19 protein-coding genes and 2 pseudogenes are annotated in these 18343 nt (G+C 61.9%); 15 read left to right on the top strand and 6 right to left on the bottom strand.

Features of this window, described 5'->3' with window-relative positions; genetic code table 11:
- Both LB557_RS04235 and LB557_RS04230 read left to right on the top strand, forming a co-directional pair.
- The coding region (locus tag LB557_RS04235) for a porin (RefSeq protein ID WP_224713009.1) at nt 1–240 on the top strand (240 nt) is incomplete at its 5' end.
- Between the two features lie 241 nt (nt 241–481).
- Nucleotides 482–1558: a tyrosine-type recombinase/integrase gene (locus tag LB557_RS04230; RefSeq protein WP_181174660.1), complete on the top strand. Its 1077-nt coding sequence runs from the start codon at nt 482–484 to the stop codon at nt 1556–1558.
- Between the two features lie 68 nt (nt 1559–1626).
- Here the strand turns inward: LB557_RS04230 and LB557_RS04225 are convergent, their stop codons facing one another.
- Both LB557_RS04225 and LB557_RS04220 read right to left on the bottom strand, forming a co-directional pair.
- A complete protein-coding gene (locus LB557_RS04225; protein WP_224643259.1) occupies nt 1627–2514 on the bottom strand; it encodes an alpha/beta fold hydrolase in 888 nt (295 codons plus the stop codon).
- Between the two features lie 109 nt (nt 2515–2623).
- Nucleotides 2624–4654 (bottom strand): lytic transglycosylase domain-containing protein, encoded by a 2031-nt coding sequence (locus LB557_RS04220; RefSeq protein WP_224643258.1) that lies wholly within the window; start codon nt 4652–4654, stop codon nt 2624–2626.
- Nucleotides 4655–5002: 348 nt separating this feature from the next.
- Between LB557_RS04220 and dapA the strand changes: the two genes are divergently transcribed.
- The 3 genes from dapA to LB557_RS04205 all read left to right on the top strand — a co-directional run bounded on the left by dapA (nt 5003) and on the right by LB557_RS04205 (nt 7298).
- Entirely contained in the window at nt 5003–5884 is an 882-nt protein-coding gene (dapA, locus tag LB557_RS04215) for a 4-hydroxy-tetrahydrodipicolinate synthase (protein ID WP_015318586.1), read from the top strand.
- 150 nt (nt 5885–6034) lie between these two features.
- The gene (smpB, locus tag LB557_RS04210) at nt 6035–6514 is read left to right on the top strand and encodes an SsrA-binding protein SmpB (RefSeq protein ID WP_006202221.1); all 480 of its coding nucleotides are present in this window, start codon (nt 6035–6037) and stop codon (nt 6512–6514) included.
- Between the two features lie 73 nt (nt 6515–6587).
- Entirely contained in the window at nt 6588–7298 is a 711-nt protein-coding gene (locus tag LB557_RS04205; RefSeq protein WP_224643257.1) for a GH25 family lysozyme, read from the top strand.
- Nucleotides 7299–7360: 62 nt separating this feature from the next.
- Here the strand turns inward: LB557_RS04205 and LB557_RS04200 are convergent.
- Together LB557_RS04200 and LB557_RS04195 are read right to left on the bottom strand one after the other, a co-directional pair.
- Nucleotides 7361–7735, bottom strand: a pseudogene (locus tag LB557_RS04200) (EamA family transporter); the annotation flags it as partial.
- A 15-nt stretch (nt 7736–7750) separates the two neighbouring features.
- On the bottom strand, nt 7751–8284 hold the full coding sequence (locus tag LB557_RS04195; protein WP_224643255.1) for a DMT family transporter: 534 nt from the start codon (nt 8282–8284) through the stop codon (nt 7751–7753).
- A 146-nt stretch (nt 8285–8430) separates the two neighbouring features.
- Between LB557_RS04195 and LB557_RS04190 the strand changes: the two are divergent.
- A pseudogene (locus LB557_RS04190) lies at nt 8431–8903 on the top strand (Lrp/AsnC family transcriptional regulator).
- A gap of 33 nt (nt 8904–8936) precedes the next feature.
- On the opposite strand, the gene LB557_RS04185 reads toward LB557_RS04190, so the two are convergent.
- The gene (locus tag LB557_RS04185) at nt 8937–9593 is read right to left on the bottom strand and encodes a uracil-DNA glycosylase (RefSeq protein ID WP_140663089.1); all 657 of its coding nucleotides are present in this window, start codon (nt 9591–9593) and stop codon (nt 8937–8939) included.
- An 11-nt stretch (nt 9594–9604) separates the two neighbouring features.
- Nucleotides 9605–10186, bottom strand: a complete 582-nt coding sequence (locus LB557_RS04180) for an NYN domain-containing protein (protein WP_015318582.1) — start codon at nt 10184–10186, stop codon at nt 9605–9607.
- Between the two features lie 317 nt (nt 10187–10503).
- Here LB557_RS04180 and rpoZ point away from each other — a divergent pair, with 317 nt between their 5' ends.
- The 9 genes from rpoZ (at nt 10504) to era (ending at nt 18124) form a co-directional block, all read left to right on the top strand.
- Entirely contained in the window at nt 10504–10905 is a 402-nt protein-coding gene (gene rpoZ / locus LB557_RS04175) for a DNA-directed RNA polymerase subunit omega (RefSeq protein WP_015318581.1), read from the top strand.
- Nucleotides 10906–11092: 187 nt separating this feature from the next.
- Nucleotides 11093–13321: a RelA/SpoT family protein gene (locus LB557_RS04170; RefSeq protein ID WP_023771627.1), complete on the top strand. Its 2229-nt coding sequence runs from the start codon at nt 11093–11095 to the stop codon at nt 13319–13321.
- Between the two features lie 24 nt (nt 13322–13345).
- Nucleotides 13346–13924, top strand: coding sequence for an orotate phosphoribosyltransferase (gene pyrE, locus LB557_RS04165; protein ID WP_224643254.1), 579 nt, complete (start codon nt 13346–13348; stop codon nt 13922–13924).
- A 13-nt stretch (nt 13925–13937) separates the two neighbouring features.
- A complete protein-coding gene (locus LB557_RS04160) occupies nt 13938–14318 on the top strand; it encodes a VOC family protein (RefSeq protein WP_015318578.1) in 381 nt (126 codons plus the stop codon).
- Between the two features lie 335 nt (nt 14319–14653).
- Nucleotides 14654–15253, top strand: a complete 600-nt coding sequence (locus tag LB557_RS04155) for a DUF2062 domain-containing protein (protein ID WP_015318577.1) — start codon at nt 14654–14656, stop codon at nt 15251–15253.
- Nucleotides 15250–15663 (top strand): holo-ACP synthase, encoded by a 414-nt coding sequence (acpS, locus tag LB557_RS04150; RefSeq protein ID WP_015318576.1) that lies wholly within the window; start codon nt 15250–15252, stop codon nt 15661–15663. The genes LB557_RS04155 and acpS overlap by 4 nt, the downstream gene beginning before the upstream one ends.
- Before the next feature lie 78 nt (nt 15664–15741).
- A complete protein-coding gene (lepB, locus tag LB557_RS04145) occupies nt 15742–16491 on the top strand; it encodes a signal peptidase I (protein ID WP_027144187.1) in 750 nt (249 codons plus the stop codon).
- On the top strand, nt 16491–17207 hold the full coding sequence (gene rnc, locus LB557_RS04140) for a ribonuclease III (RefSeq protein ID WP_140663269.1): 717 nt from the start codon (nt 16491–16493) through the stop codon (nt 17205–17207). Before lepB ends, rnc begins: the two co-directional genes overlap by 1 nt.
- On the top strand, nt 17204–18124 hold the full coding sequence (gene era, locus LB557_RS04135; protein WP_015318573.1) for a GTPase Era: 921 nt from the start codon (nt 17204–17206) through the stop codon (nt 18122–18124). The genes rnc and era overlap by 4 nt, the downstream gene beginning before the upstream one ends.
- Nucleotides 18125–18343 lie beyond the last annotated feature (219 nt).

Here is an 18343-nt window from a genome sequence, read left to right as displayed (position 1 = left end):
GGCGGCACCTACAAGTTCAACGAGAAGACCTCGTTCAACGCTCAGGTCTCGTATGACGAATGGAAGAACCTCGGCATTGCCGCGAACATTGCCTATGATATCGTTCCCGGCTTCACGGTCACGGCCGAAGTCGACTACCTCAATGCAGGCAAGTTCGACGACGCAGACTTCTCCAATTGGACCAACGCGACCAAGAAGAGCAGCATCGGCGGAGTCCTCCGCTTCCAGCGCTCCTTCTAAGGGGCTGGTTCTTTACAGCTGAAATCCAGCCCGGGCGCACAAACGTCCGGGCTGTTTTTGTTTCGTGGCTGGGTCAACGCAACAGAAGGGACAGGGGGAATCGGTAGCTGAATTAGGCCTGTGGAGCGGTTTCGCTGGGATCCGTCAATCGACGGAAGAAATTAGCCACGGCTTAAAAACTCTTGAAAGGACACTTCTAAGCGGTTAGGCCTAGCCTATCCATTCGGGGGTGTGGGGAATAATGACCAACGAAGCGATTCAAGAGGGAGGGCCCTCTGACCACTATGCGATGTATTCTTCTCAAAACGCGAAATTCAACTATACCTACAACAAGATAAGAGAAGTAACGTCGCATCGGGTTGGAGATCTTTTTTTAGCTTATCGAGACATATTGTGGGATGATGGACGGCATAAATATAATGTCAGCTCCTTCATCGGCGAGATAGACGAGATCCTCCTTGGGGAGCGTTTCAGCGCCTTTGACCAGAGTACCCTGGACAACCTTATCGGCACCTTGCGCCAGCGCGGCAACAGCAACGCGACCATCAATCGAAAGATGGCTGCTCTCAGCAAACTGCTGCGCAAGGCGTACAAGATGGGAGATATCCACAGCCTGCCCGAGTTCCGCCGCCAGAAGGAGCGGGCGGGACGGATTCGTTTCCTCGAGAGGGACGAAGAGGCCAGGCTGTTTGCCGCCATCAAGAGCCGCAGCGAGGATGCTTACCGGCTTTCCGTCTTCCTGGTCGACACCGGATGCCGCCTCGGAGAGGCGCTCGGGCTGATCTGGAACGATATCCAGGAACATCGCGTCTCCTTCTGGATCACCAAGTCCGGTCGCAGCCGCACAATCCCGATGACCGAGCGGGTCAAGGAGGTCATCAAGCTGCCTCCGGCCGAAGGGCGCCGGCCCAAGGGGCCGTTCACCAAGCTCAGCCAGGCACAATTTCGCGCCATCTGGAACGATGCCAAGGCGGAAGTCGGGCTCGGGGCCGACGACCAGGTGGTGCCGCACATCCTGCGCCACACCTGCGCTTCGCGTCTTGTCCAGGGCGGCATCGACATCCGCCGCGTGCAGATGTGGCTTGGCCATCAGACCTTGTCGATGACCATGCGCTACGCGCATCTGGCCACCAATGATCTCGATGGTTGCGTTGTCGTGCTGGAGAAGCCTCGCGGCGAGCAGCCGGCCGGCAACGCGGAAAGCTCGCTGTTTTCGTCGCCGGTGACGACGCCGTCGGCGAAGCGGAAGCAGACGGATGAGGGCGCGTCGGCGAAGGCGCCGCCAAAAGCGACCCGCAAAAGCTCCAAGGCCAAGTAGTTCCGACAGTTTGCCTTGCCGCCGTAACAGCCCCGGGATCTGATCTGGTCTTGAGGCTTATTTGCCGCTTATTGCCTCTCGGCGCGATCGAGAAAAGCAGCAACGGCGATGGGCAGGCTGCCGGTCTCGAGGAAAGGCGCGTGGCCTTGGCCCTCGACCGTGATCGCCTCGAGGTTTGGGTGGCGCTTCTTCATTTCTTCAAGCGTCTCGACGGAGAAAAGTCTCGAACTGGCACCGCGTATGACCAGCATAGGCATGACGGCCAGCGCCTCGAATTGCGCCCACAAATCCGGCAGTTTCTTGCTTAGGTCGAGGGCGGCGAGCGTTTCAACCAGCCTCGGGTCGAAATCCGGCATCAGCCCCTGATCTGTCTCGCGATAGAGCGCTGACGCCATCCGCTCCCAATCCGCCGAAGCGAGGGCGGGAAAGTCGCTGCTATGGGTGTCGCGCAGGGCATCGACAGTCTCGGCACGGCTCTTCGGTCTTGGCGTGGGATCGAGATAGGCGCGGATATGGTCAAGGCCGGCGGGCTCGATCACTGGCCCGATGTCGTTGAGCACGATGGCTTTCAGCGCCGCCGGCTGCATCGCGCCAAGCACATGGATGATCAGCCCGCCGCGAGAGGTGCCGATGAAGGCCGCCTGTTTGATGCCGAGCGCCGTCAGCCCGGCAAGGATGTCCCCCGCCTCGACGCCGACATTATAGTGACTGACATCGGGATCGTAGGCCGACTGTCCGCGTCCGCGATAGTCGAAGGCGATGACCTTGCGCGCAAAGGCGGATCGCGTTGAGAGATAGAGCGCCAGCTCGTGAAAATCCCGCGCATTACGTGTGAGGCCAGGCAGGCAGACGACCGGCCAATGTGCGGAATTCGCTTCGCCATAGACGCGCGCGTGAAGTCTCAGCCCATCTGGCGCGGCATAGAAGAAGTCGGAGAAACCTGGGTTGCTCGACATGGGACGGGTTCTCTAGCCGAAGGGATCGTCCACGTCTGCTATAGACGGAGCGCGGGAGGGTCAAATGGGAAAGGCTCCTCCTTCTCCTCACGAAGGAAGAGCAAAAACTTCAACTCCGCCCGTTCACGAGATCGCCGACGATGTCGTACTTGCCGGAGATACGCATCTTGTAGACCTCGTAATTCTCCATCACGCGCTGCACGTAACTTCTTGTTTCCGTGTAGGGAATCCGTTCGATCCAGTCCACCACCGCATCGATGTCCTTGCCGCGCGGGTCACCATATTTCGCCACCCACTGGCCGGCCCGGGCCGGGCCGGCATTGTAGCCCGCGAAGGTCAATACGTACGAGCCGTTGAAGCGATCCAGCTGTTCGCCGAGGAAGGCCGAACCAAGCGTCGCATTATAGGCGGCGTCGGTTGTCAGTCTGGTCTGCGAAAACTGCAATCCAGCCTTCTTCGCCAATTGCCTGGCGGTTGCCGGCATCAGCTGCAGCAGCCCGCGCGCACCGGCACTGGATATGGCGCCGATATTGAATTCGCTTTCCTGGCGGGCGATCGCGTAGGCCAGCGCCTTGCCGGAACCGGAAATATTGGCCGAATCGGGGATGACGCCGAGCGGATGGGACAGCGCTCCGACGTCGATGCCCCGCGCTCCGGCGATCTTGCCGATTTTCAGCGCCATGAAATGGTTATCCTGCTTTTCCGCCAGGATGGCGAGCAGCGCCAGTTCACCCGGACTGGTCAACTGGCCGGCAAGGTCGCGGTAGAGCGTTTCGGCATAGCGGTCGTAGCCCGCCTCCTGCAGGCGCTTGATGGCGGAGACGGCCTCGCGGCCGGCAAAGCTCTGCCGGTCGGCGGCACTTGGCTGGGGATAGACGATGTTGAGCGCCTGCCGGCCGACACGTTCGGCGGCGAGCTGGCCGTAAAACGTGGTGCCGTAGGTCGCCGCACGTCCAAAATAGTCCTTGGCATTGCCAGGGCCTCCGACTTCCGCCGCGCGGCCGAGCCAGTAATAGGCGCGCGACAGGGTCATCGGTCCCTGGGCAAGGTCGGCGATGCGCGCGAAATGAGTCGCCGCGAGCTTGGGATCGTTCAGGCCACGCAGCGCGTACCAGCCGGCATGGAACTCGGCTTCCGCCGCATTGGCCGCGCTTTCGGCGGCATGCGTGGCGACTATCCTGTATGCCGTCTTCATGTCGCCCTGGTCGACCAGTTCGCGCGACAGCACCCGGCGTTCGACCCACCAGGCATCCGGATCGACCAGGGAGTCACGGTCCGCCGGCGCCTTCACGACAACCGCCGCGGCGCCCGCAAAATCCTGCTGCTTGCGCAGATACTCGGCCTGCGCGAAGAAATAGCCGGCCGAACGCTGCGCCGCCGGCACCGCCTTCAGCAGTTTGGCGGCATTCTTGTCGCCCCTGTCGGCCGCCGCCCAGGCGTCGGCAAGCTGCTGGGCGCCGGCGAGGCCGGCGACACGCAAGGCGGAATTCACCCGGTCGGCATAGAACATGCGCTCCATGCGAAAACGGTGGTCGGCGGCAGGAACAAGGCTGCCGAACTCCTTTACAAGAGCCGTCTCGTCCTTGGCTTCCAGGATCGCGGTGCGCCAGAACGGCGACAGCACCGATCGCGCCGCCTTGGCGTTGCCGGACGACACATAGGCGCGCGCGAGAACCATCACGCCTTCGAATGTCTGCGGCTGGCTGCCGTCGAATGCCTTGACGACGACATCCGCCGCCGGGTTTTCGCGGTAGAGCGCGCGCTCGCTGTTCTTGCGCAAGGCAACGGTGCCCGGCCAGTTGGGCAGCATCTTCGCGGCCGCCGCGATGTCGCCGCTTGGAACCTTGTCTCCGCCGTAAAGCGCGATCGCCCAGGCCAATATGTGCTGGTCGAGCGATTGTGCGGGCAGTGCATTACGCACACCGCGCGCGCCGGCAATATCGCCGGCCGCCAGCGCATCCAGCCCACTTTTCAACAGTGCGACGCTGGGTGAGGGGGCCTGTTGCGCCTTGTCCTGTACACCAGGCACCGGGATGGCCGAGGTGACCCGCACATCGACGCTGCCGCTGATCGCCACGCCGGGCATCAGCGCGGCGACGGCGCCAAGCAGCGCGAAGAGATGGGGCCGACTGGTCGGCATGATCGCGTGTCTTTCCTTAATCCAGTATTTTACCGGCGGCGAAGAAGCCTTGAAGCCTAAACTTAGGTCGTGAAGGGCTCGTAAACAAAGGGTTATCGAGGCCGTTCGAATTACGCTTGCTGGCACCATGGCAATGCTTGCCGCGCAACAATGTCGAGACTATGGTGCGCGGCTTCGCTTTCGGTTAGAAGGCGCACCACGAAACACCGATGCATGACGCCCAAAAGTGGATACCGGTTTTGGGGGTAACGACATGCACAACCAACAAAGTGCATGGCGCCCAAAAGTGGATACCGGTTTTGGGACAACGACATGCGTGAACCGAGAAGTCCCAAGGAGTTGGACGATATGCTGAGAGGCTCGCTTACCGCGCTCGTGACACCGTTCGAAAAGAGCGGGCGTTTCGACGAGAAAGCCTTTCGCGCGTTCGTCGACTGGCAGCTTGGCGAGGGCACGACAGGCCTGGTTCCTGTCGGCACAACGGGCGAGTCGCCTACGCTGTCGCATGACGAGCATCGCCACGTCGTCAAGATCTGCATCGAGGTGGCCAAGGGCCGCGCCCCGGTGGTTGCCGGTGCCGGTTCCAACAACACCGAGGAAGCCGTCGGGCTCGTGCAGTATGCCGAAAAGGCCGGCGCCGATGCTGCCCTGGTCGTAACGCCCTATTACAACAAGCCGACACAGCGCGGCCTCTACGAGCATTTTGCCGCGGTCGCCCGGGCGACCAAGCTGCCGATCATCATCTACAACATCCCGCCGCGCTCGGTCATCGACATGATGCCGGAGACGATGGGCCGGCTGGCGCACGACTTCAAGAACATCGTCGGCGTCAAGGACGCCACCGGCAAGGTCGAGCGCGTGTCGGAGCAGCGCATGACCTGTGGCAAGGATTTTATCCAGCTTTCGGGTGAGGACGCTTCCGCGCTCGGTTTCAACGCGCATGGTGGTGTCGGCTGCATCTCGGTGACCTCGAACGTCGCGCCGCGGCTCTGCGCCGAATTCCAGGAAGCAACGCTTTCGGGCGACAGTGCGAAGGCGCTGGAGCTGCAGGACCGTCTCTTGCCGCTGCACAAGGCGATCTTTATCGAGCCCGGCGTGTCCGGCGCGAAATATGCACTGTCGAAGCTGGGCAAGGTCGAGAACGTGCTGCGTTCGCCGCTGGTGACTGTTGAACCGGCAACGGCCGAGAGGATCGATGCGGCCATGAAGCACGCCGGCTTGATCAATTAGCGAGCCGTTTGGGAAGTCTGCTCCCGCGATCATCTGAAGGCGCCACCTGCGCTTCCGGTGTTCCCGTACTATATGTACGCTCCGCTCCGGTTCTCGGTAGCACCATCATCTGACTCGCGGGAGCGAGTTTCGAAACGGACTCTAGACCTCATGAACCAAGTCAGAAAAGCCGATCCCAACAACAAGACCGTTGCCGAAAACCGCAAAGCGCGGTTTTCCTACGAGGTGCTCGACACGATCGAGGCCGGCCTTGTGCTGACCGGAACCGAGGTCAAGTCGCTGCGTCAGGGCCAGGCCAACATCCAGGACAGCTATGCCTCGGTCGAAGGCGGCGAGATCTGGCTGATCAATTCCTATCTGCCCGAATATCTGCAGGCCAACCGCTTCAACCACGAGCCGCGCCGCCGCCGCAAACTGCTGCTCAACAAGCGCGAAATGGCCAAGCTGTCGCAGAGCGTGGACCGCGAAGGCATGACCCTGGTGCCGCTGAAAATCTATTTCAACGACCAGGGACGCGCCAAGCTGCTGCTTGCCGTCGGCCGCGGCAAGAAACTGCACGATAAGCGCGAGACCGAAAAGCAACGCGACTGGTCGCGCGAAAAAGGCCGGCTGCTGAAGGAACGCGGGTGATCGGGAGATAGCCTGCAAAGCCAACGGTCTGGTTTTCAACGCCGAACAACCGGCAAGTCCAACAGGGGTGGTCTTGAAGAAGCGGATTGTTCTCTGGGGCGCGGCCAGTCTTGCCCTGGCATGTGTCATTGCTGCGGGAGGAGTGGCCTATTTCCGCACCTACTCTCCCGACCGCGACCGATATCCGGTCAGGGGCATCGACGTCTCCCATCATCAGGGCCGGATCGACTGGCGGCGTGTTGCCGCCGATGATGTGGCTTTCGTCGTCATCAAGGCGACTGAAGGCGGCGACCATGTCGACGACGCCTTCGCCGGCAATCTGCGCGAGGCCCGCGCCGCCGGACTCGCCGTCGGCGCCTATCATTTCTTCACCTTCTGCCGGCCGGGCGCCGACCAGGCGAGGAATTTCATCTCGGTGGTGCCGCACGATCAGCCGCTGCTGCCGCCGGTGGTCGACATCGAGTTCGGCGGCAACTGTCCGCGGCGTCCGTCGCCCGAACAGTTGAATGCCGAACTCCAGGCCTTCCTCGGACCTGTCGAGGCGGCATTCGGCAAGCCGGCGATCGTCTATCTGACGGATGAAGCCGAGGCCGCTTATGCCGGGCAAATAGCCGCTCGCCCAGTCTGGCTACGCTCACTGCTCATGGAACCGGACCGCCCTGACTGGATCTACTGGCAGTACCACAACAGGGGGCGCGTGAACGGCATCGAGGGGGACGTCGATCTGAACGTTTTGCAGGGCGGGCCGGAGAAGTTGGCGGCGCTGCTCGCCTCCACACCTTGATGAACAGGCCCGATCCGATGCCGGTCCTGTTCTTCGGCAGCCTGCCATGCCCCTGAAACCATTCACGATCCAGCTGATGTCGAGATAGCCAGACTTTCCCTGGTGCTGCGTCGACCCATCGCCGAATAACCCATTCCGGCGGCCATGATGGCGATGGCCACGCATTGAATAGCCAGCGGGGTCTCGCCAAGCACGACCATGCCGACCATCACGGTGGCGACCGGCACACCCGGCAGGAACAATGATGCAGCCTGTGAGCCCAATCGGTCGACAATGTAAGTGTAGAGGAACATTGCGGCAGCGCCCGCGAGAAGACCTTGAATGACGATCTGGCTGGCGATTTCGGCGCCTGCGGCGGCATGGAGGCCGCTTGGCGCCAAGACATAAAGAAGTGGCAGCGGCAGGCAGGACAAAAGCACGACGCTCGCGGTCGCCGTGACCGGGTCGACACGCTATCGCTGCACAAGAACGGCATATGTGGAAAACATCGCGCCCGATCCGATAAACAGCAGGTCCCCGAACAGGACATCGCTGGCGCCGGTGCGCGCCGGCGCTATGAACAGCAACAAGCCGGCGATGATCGTGACGACGCCAATGATCCGCCGACGCGACGCGCTTTCCCTGAACAGCGACAATAGGAACGAGAAGAACACGATCGAGGCCGGGCAGAGCGCCGCGGCATGGGCGGCGGGCGCGTGGGTTAGGCCCCAGTTGATGATCAGCGGATAGGGCAATCCGGCCAGTGCAGCCAACGTCAGTCCACGCCGCCAGCCCAGCGCCTTCATGGTCGCCAGGCCGCGCCTCCAGACGATCGGCAGGAACACCGCGCCGGCACCGGCAAAGCGCAGGCTGGCCATGTCGGTGGCCGTCAGATGCTCCCTGAGGCTGAAGCGGGCGGCGACGAACTGCGCTGCATAGATGGCGATCATGACAAGGCCGGCGATCACCGCCAGTCTTGTGTCTCCCGTGTCTCGTCCGTCCGCCATGTCAGTTCCGCCGCATGTTCATGTCGCCAGGAGGAGACAGCCCTCGACCTTGCGATGAAGCGCAGCCTATGGTCGAAATGGTCGCGACAAAATACGCTGTTTTTTACAATTTGAAGTGTAATTCACGCAAATAGGAGGGCTTGAACGTGAATCCTGAACCAGTTGACCTGGACGCCGTCGACCGCAGTCTTCTGCGACTGCTGCAGGAAGATGGGCGCCGCACCACGCTCGACCTGGCAGCGCGCGTCGGCCTGTCACCAACCGGGGCCAGCCAGCGCGTGAAACGCCTGTTTCGCGACGGGTTCATCACCGCCGTCAGGGCGGTGCTCAATCCGGCAAAGATTGGCCGCGGCATGCTTGTCTTCATCGGGTGCGGCTCGATCACGCGGCCCCGCATATCTTTGACCGCTTCGCCGAGGCGGTGGCAAAGGCGCCCGAGGTTCTGGAATGCCACATGGTCGTCGGCGGCTTCGACTATCTCGTGAAGGCCCGCATTGCCGAGATGGCCGACTATCAGGACTTTCTCAAACGCGTCATCCTGCCGCTGCCCGGGGTGAAGGAGACACATACCTATGCCTCGATCGGCGACGTGAAGCCGGATGCCTTGCTGCCGGTGTGAGCAGGCACCGCAGACCGCACGGTATCCGAGAGCTCAGTTCTTCAGGAATGCCGCAATCTCGCCAAATACCCTGACGAACATGTCTTCGGTCAACACACCGGTATTGGTGTTGTAGCGCGAGCAATGGTAGCTCGAAAACAGCATGATGCCGCCGGCTTCCAACTGGCCGCCATGTTTGAATGGATAGGCGGCGACGCGCCCGCCCAGTGCCCGCACGGTCGACTGGTGCGCGATCGATCCCAGCGCCAGCACGGCGCGCAGGTTGGGAAAGCGAGCGATCGTCGGCACCAGGAATGTCCGGCAGGTGGCGATCTCGGCACCGACCGGCTTGTTCTCCGGCGGCACGCAGCGCACCGCGTTGGTGATCGCAGTGCCGAGGAGTTCCAGCCCATCATCGGGCCGCGCCTTGAACTCGCCGCGTGCGAAGTTGTGGGCAATCAGTGTCGAATAGAGCAGGTCGCCGGCATAGTCGCCGGTAAAGGGGCGCCCGGTGCGGTTGGCGCCGCGCAGGCCAGGCGCCAGACCAACGATCAGAAGCTGGACGGTATCTTCGCCGCCCAGTGGCAGGAAGGTCGGCACCGGCGCGTTGAACCATGACGGCTCGCGCTGCCGCCATTCGGCGATGAAATCATGCAGCCGCGGGCAGAGCGGGCAATCGCGGCTGGGTTCGGAAAGTGAAGGGGCGGTCAAGTCGACCGGCCTCAGTAGTCGTCCTCGTCGACTTCAGCCGGTTCGGGCCGCCGTGCCGGTCGTTCGGAGGGATCGCGGCCGACTTCGTTCTTCAGCGTCGCCAGGTCGATGAAATGGTCGGCCTGCCGGCGCAGGTCGTCTGAGATCATCGGAGGTTGCGAGGCCATGGTCGAGACGATCGACACCTTGCGGCCACGCCGTTGCAGCGCTTCGACCAGCGTTCGGAAATCACCGTCTCCGGAGAATATGACATAGTGGTCGACGACATCGGCGAGTTCCAGGGCATCGACGGTAAGCTCGATGTCCATATTGCCCTTGATCTTGCGGCGGCCGGTCGAGTCGGTGAATTCCTTGGCCGGCTTGGTGACCACCTTGAACCCGTTATAGTCGAGCCAGTCGATCAGTGGCCGGATCGAGGAGTATTCCTGGTCCTCGACCAGCGCGGTGTAATAGTAGGCGCGCAACAGGTAACCGCGCTTGTGAAAGCTCGCCAGGAGCTTGCGATAATCGATGTCGAACCCGAGCGCGCGCGATGTGGCGTAGAGATTGGCGCCGTCGATGAACAGGGCGATTTTTTCACGAGGGTCGAACATGGAAATAATCCTTTTCGAAAAAACGGCCGTCTAAACGAAATGCGGTAGCGACTATCGGTCAGGCTCTAATAACCGGCCGACCTTGGACCAATCGAGATAACGCCAGTTTGGTGGCAATCCAAGGGCATGTGGCGCACTGCAAGCAATTGTGATCGTGGCGCCGAACCCTGGACCCGGCTGCTTTGCTAGATCGGGAGTTCGATATTGAGATTGAGTGCCCTGTGGGCCCGCATTGCCATGATGCTTGTATTTTGGCGCCGTTCGGGTTATGGACCGCGCCTGTTTTCCATTAAATCCAGGCATGAAAGGGGCAGTCCATGGCCCGCGTAACCGTTGAAGATTGCATCGACAAGGTCGACAACCGCTTCGAGCTGGTGCTTCTGGCCGGCCACCGCGCCCGTCAGATCAGCCAGGGCGCGCAGATCACCGTCCCGCGCGACAACGACAAGAACCCCGTCATCGCACTGCGCGAGATCGCCGACGAGACGCTGTCGCCCGATGATCTCAAGGAAGATCTGATCCATTCGCTGCAGAAGCATGTCGAGGTCGACGAGCCCGAAGCCGATGGCGAAGTGATCGCTGATCAGACCGGCGGCGCTGTTGCGGCCGCCGAAGCCGACGACGCCGAGGAGAACGTCACCTTCGACCGGATGACCGAGGAAGATCTCCTGGCTGGCATCGAAGGCCTGGTGCCCCCGGAAAAGAGCGACGACTACTAAGCCTCCGTTCCGGCACTTCCGTCCCGGCGGTTTCGTGGCTATCTAGTACCAACTGTCGCAAATACCAGATGCAGTTTTGGCCGCACTTGGCATAATGCGTGAATCTGGTATTTGCGACAGTTGGTACCGGCATGCGCCGTACAACAGTGCGGCGCATGATTCATTTCATCGCCGAGAGATTTAGCCCATGATGCGTCAGTATGAGCTTGTCGAGCGCGTCCAGCGCTACAAGCCTGACGTCAACGAGGCGTTGCTCAACAAGGCCTATGTCTACGCCATGCAGAAGCATGGCCACCAGAAGCGCGCTTCCGGCGATCCCTATTTCTCGCATCCGCTCGAAGTCGCCGCCATCCTCACCGAGATGCACATGGACGAGGCGACCATCGCCGTCGCCCTGCTGCACGACACCATCGAGGACACGACGGCGACGCGGGCCGAGATCGACGATCTGTTCGGCCCCGAAATGGGCAAGCTGGTCGAGGGCCTGACCAAGCTCAAGAAACTCGACCTCGTCTCCAAGAAGGCCGAGCAGGCGGAGAACCTGCGCAAGCTTTTGCTGGCGATCTCGGAAGATGTTCGCGTGCTGCTGGTCAAGCTCGCCGACCGTTTGCACAACATGCGCACCCTCGATCACATGCCCGAGGCCAAACGCCTGCGCATCGCCGAGGAGACGATGGATATCTACGCGCCGCTGGCCGGGCGCATGGGCATGCAAGGCATGCGCGAGGAGCTGGAAGAGATCGCCTTCCGCTTCATCAATCCGGAAGCCTACCGGGCCGTCACCGCGCGGCTCGCCGAGATATTCGAGCGCAACAAGGGCGTGCTGACCGACATTGAAAAGGCGCTGTCGGCCCTGTTTGAAAAGCACGCCATCAACGCCGGCGTGAAGAGCCGGCAGAAGAAGCCATGGTCGGTGTTCCGCAAGATGGAGGCCAAGGCGCTGTCCTTCGAGCAGCTGTCCGACATTTTCGGCTTCCGTGTTGTCGTTGACAGCGTCGAGGACTGCTATCGCGCGCTGGGTGCCATCCACACCACTTGGTCGATGGTGCCCGGCCGTTTCAAGGATTACATCTCGACCCCGAAGCAGAACGACTACCGTTCGATCCACACCACCATCGTCGGGCCTTCGCGCCAGCGCGTCGAACTGCAGATCCGCACCCGCGAGATGAACAAGATCGCCGAATACGGCGTCGCCGCCCATTCGATCTACAAGGACACCGGCGGCAAGACGAACGGCGCCGGCCATGCGATCTCGAAGGAGACCAACGCCTACGCTTGGCTGCGCCGTACCATCGAGCAGTTGGCCGAGGGCGACAATCCCGAGGATTTTCTCGAGAACACCAAGCTGGAGCTGTTCCAGGACCAGGTGTTCTGCTTCACGCCGAAAGGCATGCTGATTGCCTTGCCGCGCGGCGCCACGCCGATCGATTTCGCCTATGCGGTCCACACCGATGTCGGCGACACCTGCGTCGGCGCCAAGGTCAATGGCCGCATCATGCCGCTGATGACGGAACTGAAGAATGGCGACGAAGTCGAGATCATCCGCTCCAAAGCGCAGGTGCCACCAGCCGCATGGGAATCGGTCGTCGTCACCGGCAAGGCGCGCGCAGCCATCCGCCGCGCCACCAAGAATGCGATCCGCAAGCAGTATTCTGGCCTTGGCGCGCGTATCCTGGAGCGTGCCTTCGAACGAGCCGGCAAGACCTTCACCAGGGAAAGCCTGAAGCCCGTGCTGCACAGGCTGGCACGCAAGGACATCGAGGATGTGCTGGCATCCGTGGGCCGCGGCGAACTGGCCTCAACCGATGTCATGAAGGCGGTGTTCCCCGACTACAAGGACGAGCGCGTCACGCCGGCAGCGCCCAAGCAGCGCGAGGAGGGCTGGTCGAAGATCCGCAACGCCGCAGGCATGCTGTTCCAGATACCTGGCCGGGCCGCGCGCAAGGACAAGGACCAGCCAGGCGCCGGCGCCGTGCCGATCCGCGGCGTGCGCGGCGACCTGCCGGTGCGCTTCGCGCCGGAAGGCGCGGTCCCTGGCGATCGTATCGTCGGCATCGTCCAGCCGGGCACCGGCATCACCATCTACCCGATCCAGTCTCCGGCGCTGCAGGCCTTCGACGATCAGCCGGAGCGCTGGATCGACGTGCGCTGGGACATCGACGAGCGCACCAAGGAACGGTTCCCCGCGCGCGTCTCGGTCACCGCCATCAACGCGCCGGGTTCGCTTGCCGATATCGCCCAGGTCGTTGCCTCCAACGACGCCAACATCCATACGCTGTCGATGGTGCGCACCGCGCCCGATTTCACCGAAATGCTGATCGACCTCGAAGTCTGGGACCTGAAGCATCTCAACCGGCTGCTGTCGCAGCTCAAGGACAATTCGAGCGTCAGCGATGCGCGGCGCGTCAATGGCTAGCGATAGCCGACCATGGGGGACGAGATGAATACCGACGAAGTGCTGGACATATTCCGCGGGGCTGGCGCTGTTCTCGAGGGTCATTTTATCCTGACGTCGGGCCTGCGCAGTCCAGTTTTCCTGCAGAAGGCACGCGTCTTCATGCATGCCGACAAGACCGAGCGGCTGTGCAAGGCGCTGGCCAAGGAGATCCGCGCCGCCGTGCTAGGCAAGATCGACTATGTCGTCGGGCCGGCGATCGGCGGCCTGATCCCGGCATACGAAACCTCGCGCCACCTTGCCGTGCCGGCGATCTGGGTGGAGCGGGAAGGAGGCGAGTTCCGCCTGCGCCGCTTCGAGATCGATCGAGGCGCCCGCGTCGTCATCGTCGAGGACATCGTCACCACCGGTCTGTCGATCCGCGAAACCATCGATTGCCTGCGCGACGTCGGCGCAGAGGTGGTCGCGGCCGCCTGCATCATCGACCGTTCGGCCGGCAAGACCCATGTCGGCGTGCCGTTGATCGCGCTTGCCGAATATGAAGTTCCGGCCTATCCGCCGGACAGGTTGCCGCCGGAGCTTGCCGCCATCCCGGCCATCAAGCCGGGCAGCCGCAACATCTGACGGGGAGGTCGAAATGATCGCCGGCATCGACCATTTCGTGCTGACGGTCCGCTCGGTTGAAGCGACTTGCGATTTCTACCGGCGCGTGCTTGGCATGCGGCGCCTGGATCAGCCGAACCGGCCGACAGCGCTTCTGTTCGGTTCGCAGAAGATCAACCTGCACGAAGTCGGCCGCACTTTCGAGCCAAAGGCAAGGACGCCGACGCCGGGTTCTGGCGATTTCTGCCTCGTGTCGGCGGTGCCTCTCGCCGAAATCCAGGCCGGCCTCGCGGCCGACGGCGTTGCCATCGAAGTCGGTCCGGTTGAGCGCATCGGCGCGCGAGGACCTATGATGTCGGTCTATTTCCGCGATCCCGACGACAATCTGGTCGAGGTCAGCGAATATCTGAAGTAGGCACCGCGCCGGAAGGATATCGTCTCGGCCACGGATGGTGCCCTTGTCGAAGCCGGCAGGAACCCCTGGCCGCATATCGGTCATCCGGCTGCGACAATTAGCCGAAACCACTTCTCAAATTCGCCGCGATTGTCCGGTGTGGAGAAGATGGATCTGACCAAAAATCTGGCGCTGCGGACGCTGAGCGTACGGCCTTCGGTTGTTGTTGGGCTTGCGGATGGCTATATCAAAGTCGCGATTGCCTTCTGGCGACCGTAAAGCGCAAGATGTGGCGGTCGAAGCCTGGCTGGAAACAGCCGGCGTGTAAGCTGTGAACTGTCGGGAATAGGAAGAGAGTGCTTTTTCGTCGCCGCAAGCCTGATGGCCTTTTCGAGCGGGTGCGTACCTATCTGTGGCCGCGCCGTTCGTTTTCGCGCTCGCTTCAATATTTCTCCAAGCGCATTCTGCGGCTGAAGGCCACCCCGCATGCGGTGGCGGCCGGCGTCGCCGCGGGTGTCTTTGCTTCGTTCTTCCCCGTCGGTTTCCACTTCATCATTGCCGCCGTTCTGTGTTGGGTGATCGCCGGCAATCTGGTGGCCGCCGCTCTGGGAGCCGTATTCTTCGGCAATCCGCTGACTTTTCCGCTCTTGTGGGGCGCATCCTGGGAAACCGGCAAGCTCATCCTGCACGATCGCCTGCCGACACATGGTCCGCCGGCGCATCTGGGCGAGATGCTGCACACGCTGTCCTTCGCCAAACTATGGCATCCCGTCCTGGAGCCGATGCTGATCGGCGCGGTGCCGCTCGGGCTGGTGTTCGGCCTGGTGTTCTACGGCATCACGCGCTGGGGCATGAATGTCTTCCGCGAACAGCGGCGCAAGCGGCTGGCCGAGCGCGCGAGACGCCGTGAGCATTCGCCTCATCCCGGCGGAAGCGTCGGTTCCGCCGCCCAATGATCATCGGCATCGGCAGCGACCTGATCGACATCACACGCATCGAGAAATCGCTTGAGCGTCACGGCCAGCGCTTCATCCAGAGGATCTACACCGAGGTGGAACAGGCGCGTTCGGAGAACCGGCGCGCCCGCGCAGCTTCCTACGCCAAGCGCTTTGCCGCCAAGGAGGCGTGCGCCAAGGCACTGGGCACTGGTCTGGCACAAGGGGTCTTCTGGCGTGACATGGGTGTCGTCAACCTGCCCAGCGGTGCGCCGACGATGGCGCTGACCGGCGGGGCGCTGGCGCGGCTGGAAAAGATCCTGCCTCAAGGTCATCGGGCGGCGATCCACCTCACCATCACGGATGATTTCCCGCTCGCTCAAGCCTTTGTGATCATAGAGGCGTTACCGGTCGAAGAAGCGCCACATTGATTGCATCTGACGACCGGCATGGACGTTGCCCAGCGCGCGCCGAGACTCTATACCATCCAACGCACAATCGAGGACGACATGAGCGTGGCTGAAAAATCTCAGAAGAAATCCGGCGGGCTTGGCGAAACCGTCAGCGTCATCGTCCAGGCGCTTTTGCTCGCCCTGGTCATTCGCACGCTGCTGTTCCAACCGTTCTCGATCCCGTCGGGCTCGATGCGGCCGACGCTTCTGGAAGGCGACTATCTGTTCGTCACCAAATGGTCCTACGGCTATTCACGCTATTCGCTGCCTTTTGGACCGGACATTTTCTCGGGCCGCATCTGGGGCTCCGAGCCCAAGCGTGGCGACGTGGTGGTGTTCAAGTTCCCGCCTGATCCGTCCGTCGACTACATCAAGCGCGTCATCGGCCTGCCCGGCGACAAGATCCAGATGAAGGATGGCCAAGTCTTCATCAATGGCGTTGGCGTGCCGCGCGTCAAGACGGGCCAGATCGACAATCCCGACATCACGGAAAAGGATTATCCGATCGACGTCTATCGCGAGACGCTGCCCGATGGTGTCAGCTATGACACGCTCGACCTGTCGCCGAACTCGATTGGCGACAACACCCGCGAATTCGACGTGCCCCCCGGCCACTATTTCATGATGGGCGACAACAGGGACAATTCCGCCGACAGCCGTTTCACCGTCGGTTATGTTCCGGCCGAGAACCTGGTCGGCCGCGCCAACCTTGTCTTCTTCTCGATCGCCGGCAAGGCTAGCCCGCTCGAAATCTGGAAATGGCCGTCGCTGATGCGCGCTTCGCGCCTGTTCCACTTCGTCAACTGATGGCCTTGAAGCGCCCGACAGGCGAGACTCTGGCCGGTTTGGTGATGGCCAGGACCGGCCATGTTTTCAGGGACATCCGCTTACTTGAGACCGCCTTGACGCATTCCAGCGCGGTCAAGGCGGCAAGCAACAATCAGCGTCTTGAATTCCTTGGCGACCGCGTGCTTGGTCTTGTCGTCGCCGATATGCTTTTCGAGAAATTCCCTGATGCACCGGAAGGTGAAATCGCGCCCCGTTTCAATGCGCTGGTCGATGCAAAGACATGCTCGGAAGTCGGCATCGAGATGCAGCTGGAGAATCTGGTCCGGGCCGACGCCGCCTTGAAGACGCGATCGCGCGGCTCCGGCGGAAATTATCTGGCTGATGCCGTCGAAGCCCTAATCGCGGCAGTTTATCTCGATGGTGGTATCGACGCCGCGCGGCGGTTCGTTCTGCGTTATTGGGAGCCACGTTCGAGCACGGTTGTGACGAAGCCACGTAATCCGAAATCCGATTTGCAGGAATGGATTGCCAAGACGAGTGACGCGCGCCCCGAATATGTGATCGAAAAACGCGAAGGGCCCGACCATCAGCCGGTCTTCACTATTTCTTTGCAGGTTAGCGGCTTTGCACCTTCCGTCGGTACCGGCGGCTCCCGCAGGGCGGCCGAAGAAGCGGCGGCTTCGGCATTTCTCGTGCGCGAAGGCGTGTGGGCCAATAAAGGGAGCGCGGCATGACCGCCGAAGACACTGCAGCCGCTCCCGTCACGCACTCCGGCTTCGTTGCGCTGATCGGCGCGCCTAACGCGGGCAAGTCAACGCTGGTCAACCAACTGGTCGGCGCCAAGGTCTCGATCGTCACCCATAAGGTGCAGACGACACGCGCCATCGTGCGCGGCATCGCCACGCACGACAACGCGCAGATCGTCTTTGTCGACACACCGGGCATCTTCAAGCCCAAGCGGCGGCTCGACACCGCGATGGTGACCACCGCCTGGGGAGGCGCCAAGGACGCCGACATCGTGCTGCTGCTGATCGATGCCGAGCGCGGCATCAGGGGCGATGCTGATGCCATCCTCGAACGGCTGAAGGACGTGCGCCAACCGATGGTGCTGATTCTCAACAAGGTCGATCGGGTCAAGCACGAGGCGCTGCTGGCCCTGTCTGCGGCAGCGAACGAGAAAGTGCCGTTCCAGCGCACCTTCATGGTCTCCGCGCTGACCGGTTCCGGCTGCAAGGACCTCCTCGACTATCTGGCGCAGGCGCTGCCGGCCGGCCCCTGGTACTATCCGGAAGACCAGATTTCGGACCTGCCGATGCGCCAGCTGGCTGCCGAGATCACCCGCGAAAAACTCTATCTCAGGCTGCATCAGGAACTGCCCTATTCCTCGCACATCGAAACGGAGAAATGGGAAGAGAAAAAGGACGGCTCGGTGCGCATCGACCAGACCATCTTTGTCGAGCGCGACAGCCAGAAGAAGATCGTGCTCGGCCACAAGGGCGAGACCATCCGCGCCATCGGGCAGGCCGCGCGGATGGAAATATCAGGCATACTGGAACAGAAGGTGCACCTGTTCCTGTTCGTGAAAGTGCGCGAGAACTGGGGCGATGATCCCGAGCGCTACCGCGAGATGGGGCTGGAGTTCCCCCGCTAAGGCCGAAAAAATCCTGGCGCGTCATCGCACGGTGGCCGACCACAAGCATTGGGCGTGAGGCTAATGCATGTCGCCCGGAAGAGTCCTCGGTTCCGGGACAACGACATGCATAAAATCAGAAGCTTACAGCAGGTCGGCGAATCCGATTCGCCGCGACGTGCTGTAGAGCACGTCGCGGTTTTACGCGAACCGCGAACGGCTCCCGGGTGGCGGAAAGCA

Origin of the sequence: Mesorhizobium sp. BR115XR7A (assembly GCF_020165315.1) — a bacterium.
Classification (GTDB): Bacteria; Pseudomonadota; Alphaproteobacteria; order Rhizobiales; family Rhizobiaceae; genus Mesorhizobium; species Mesorhizobium australicum.
Note: the sequence above shows the minus strand (reverse complement) of the source record. Positions and strands in the feature narration are given on the sequence as shown.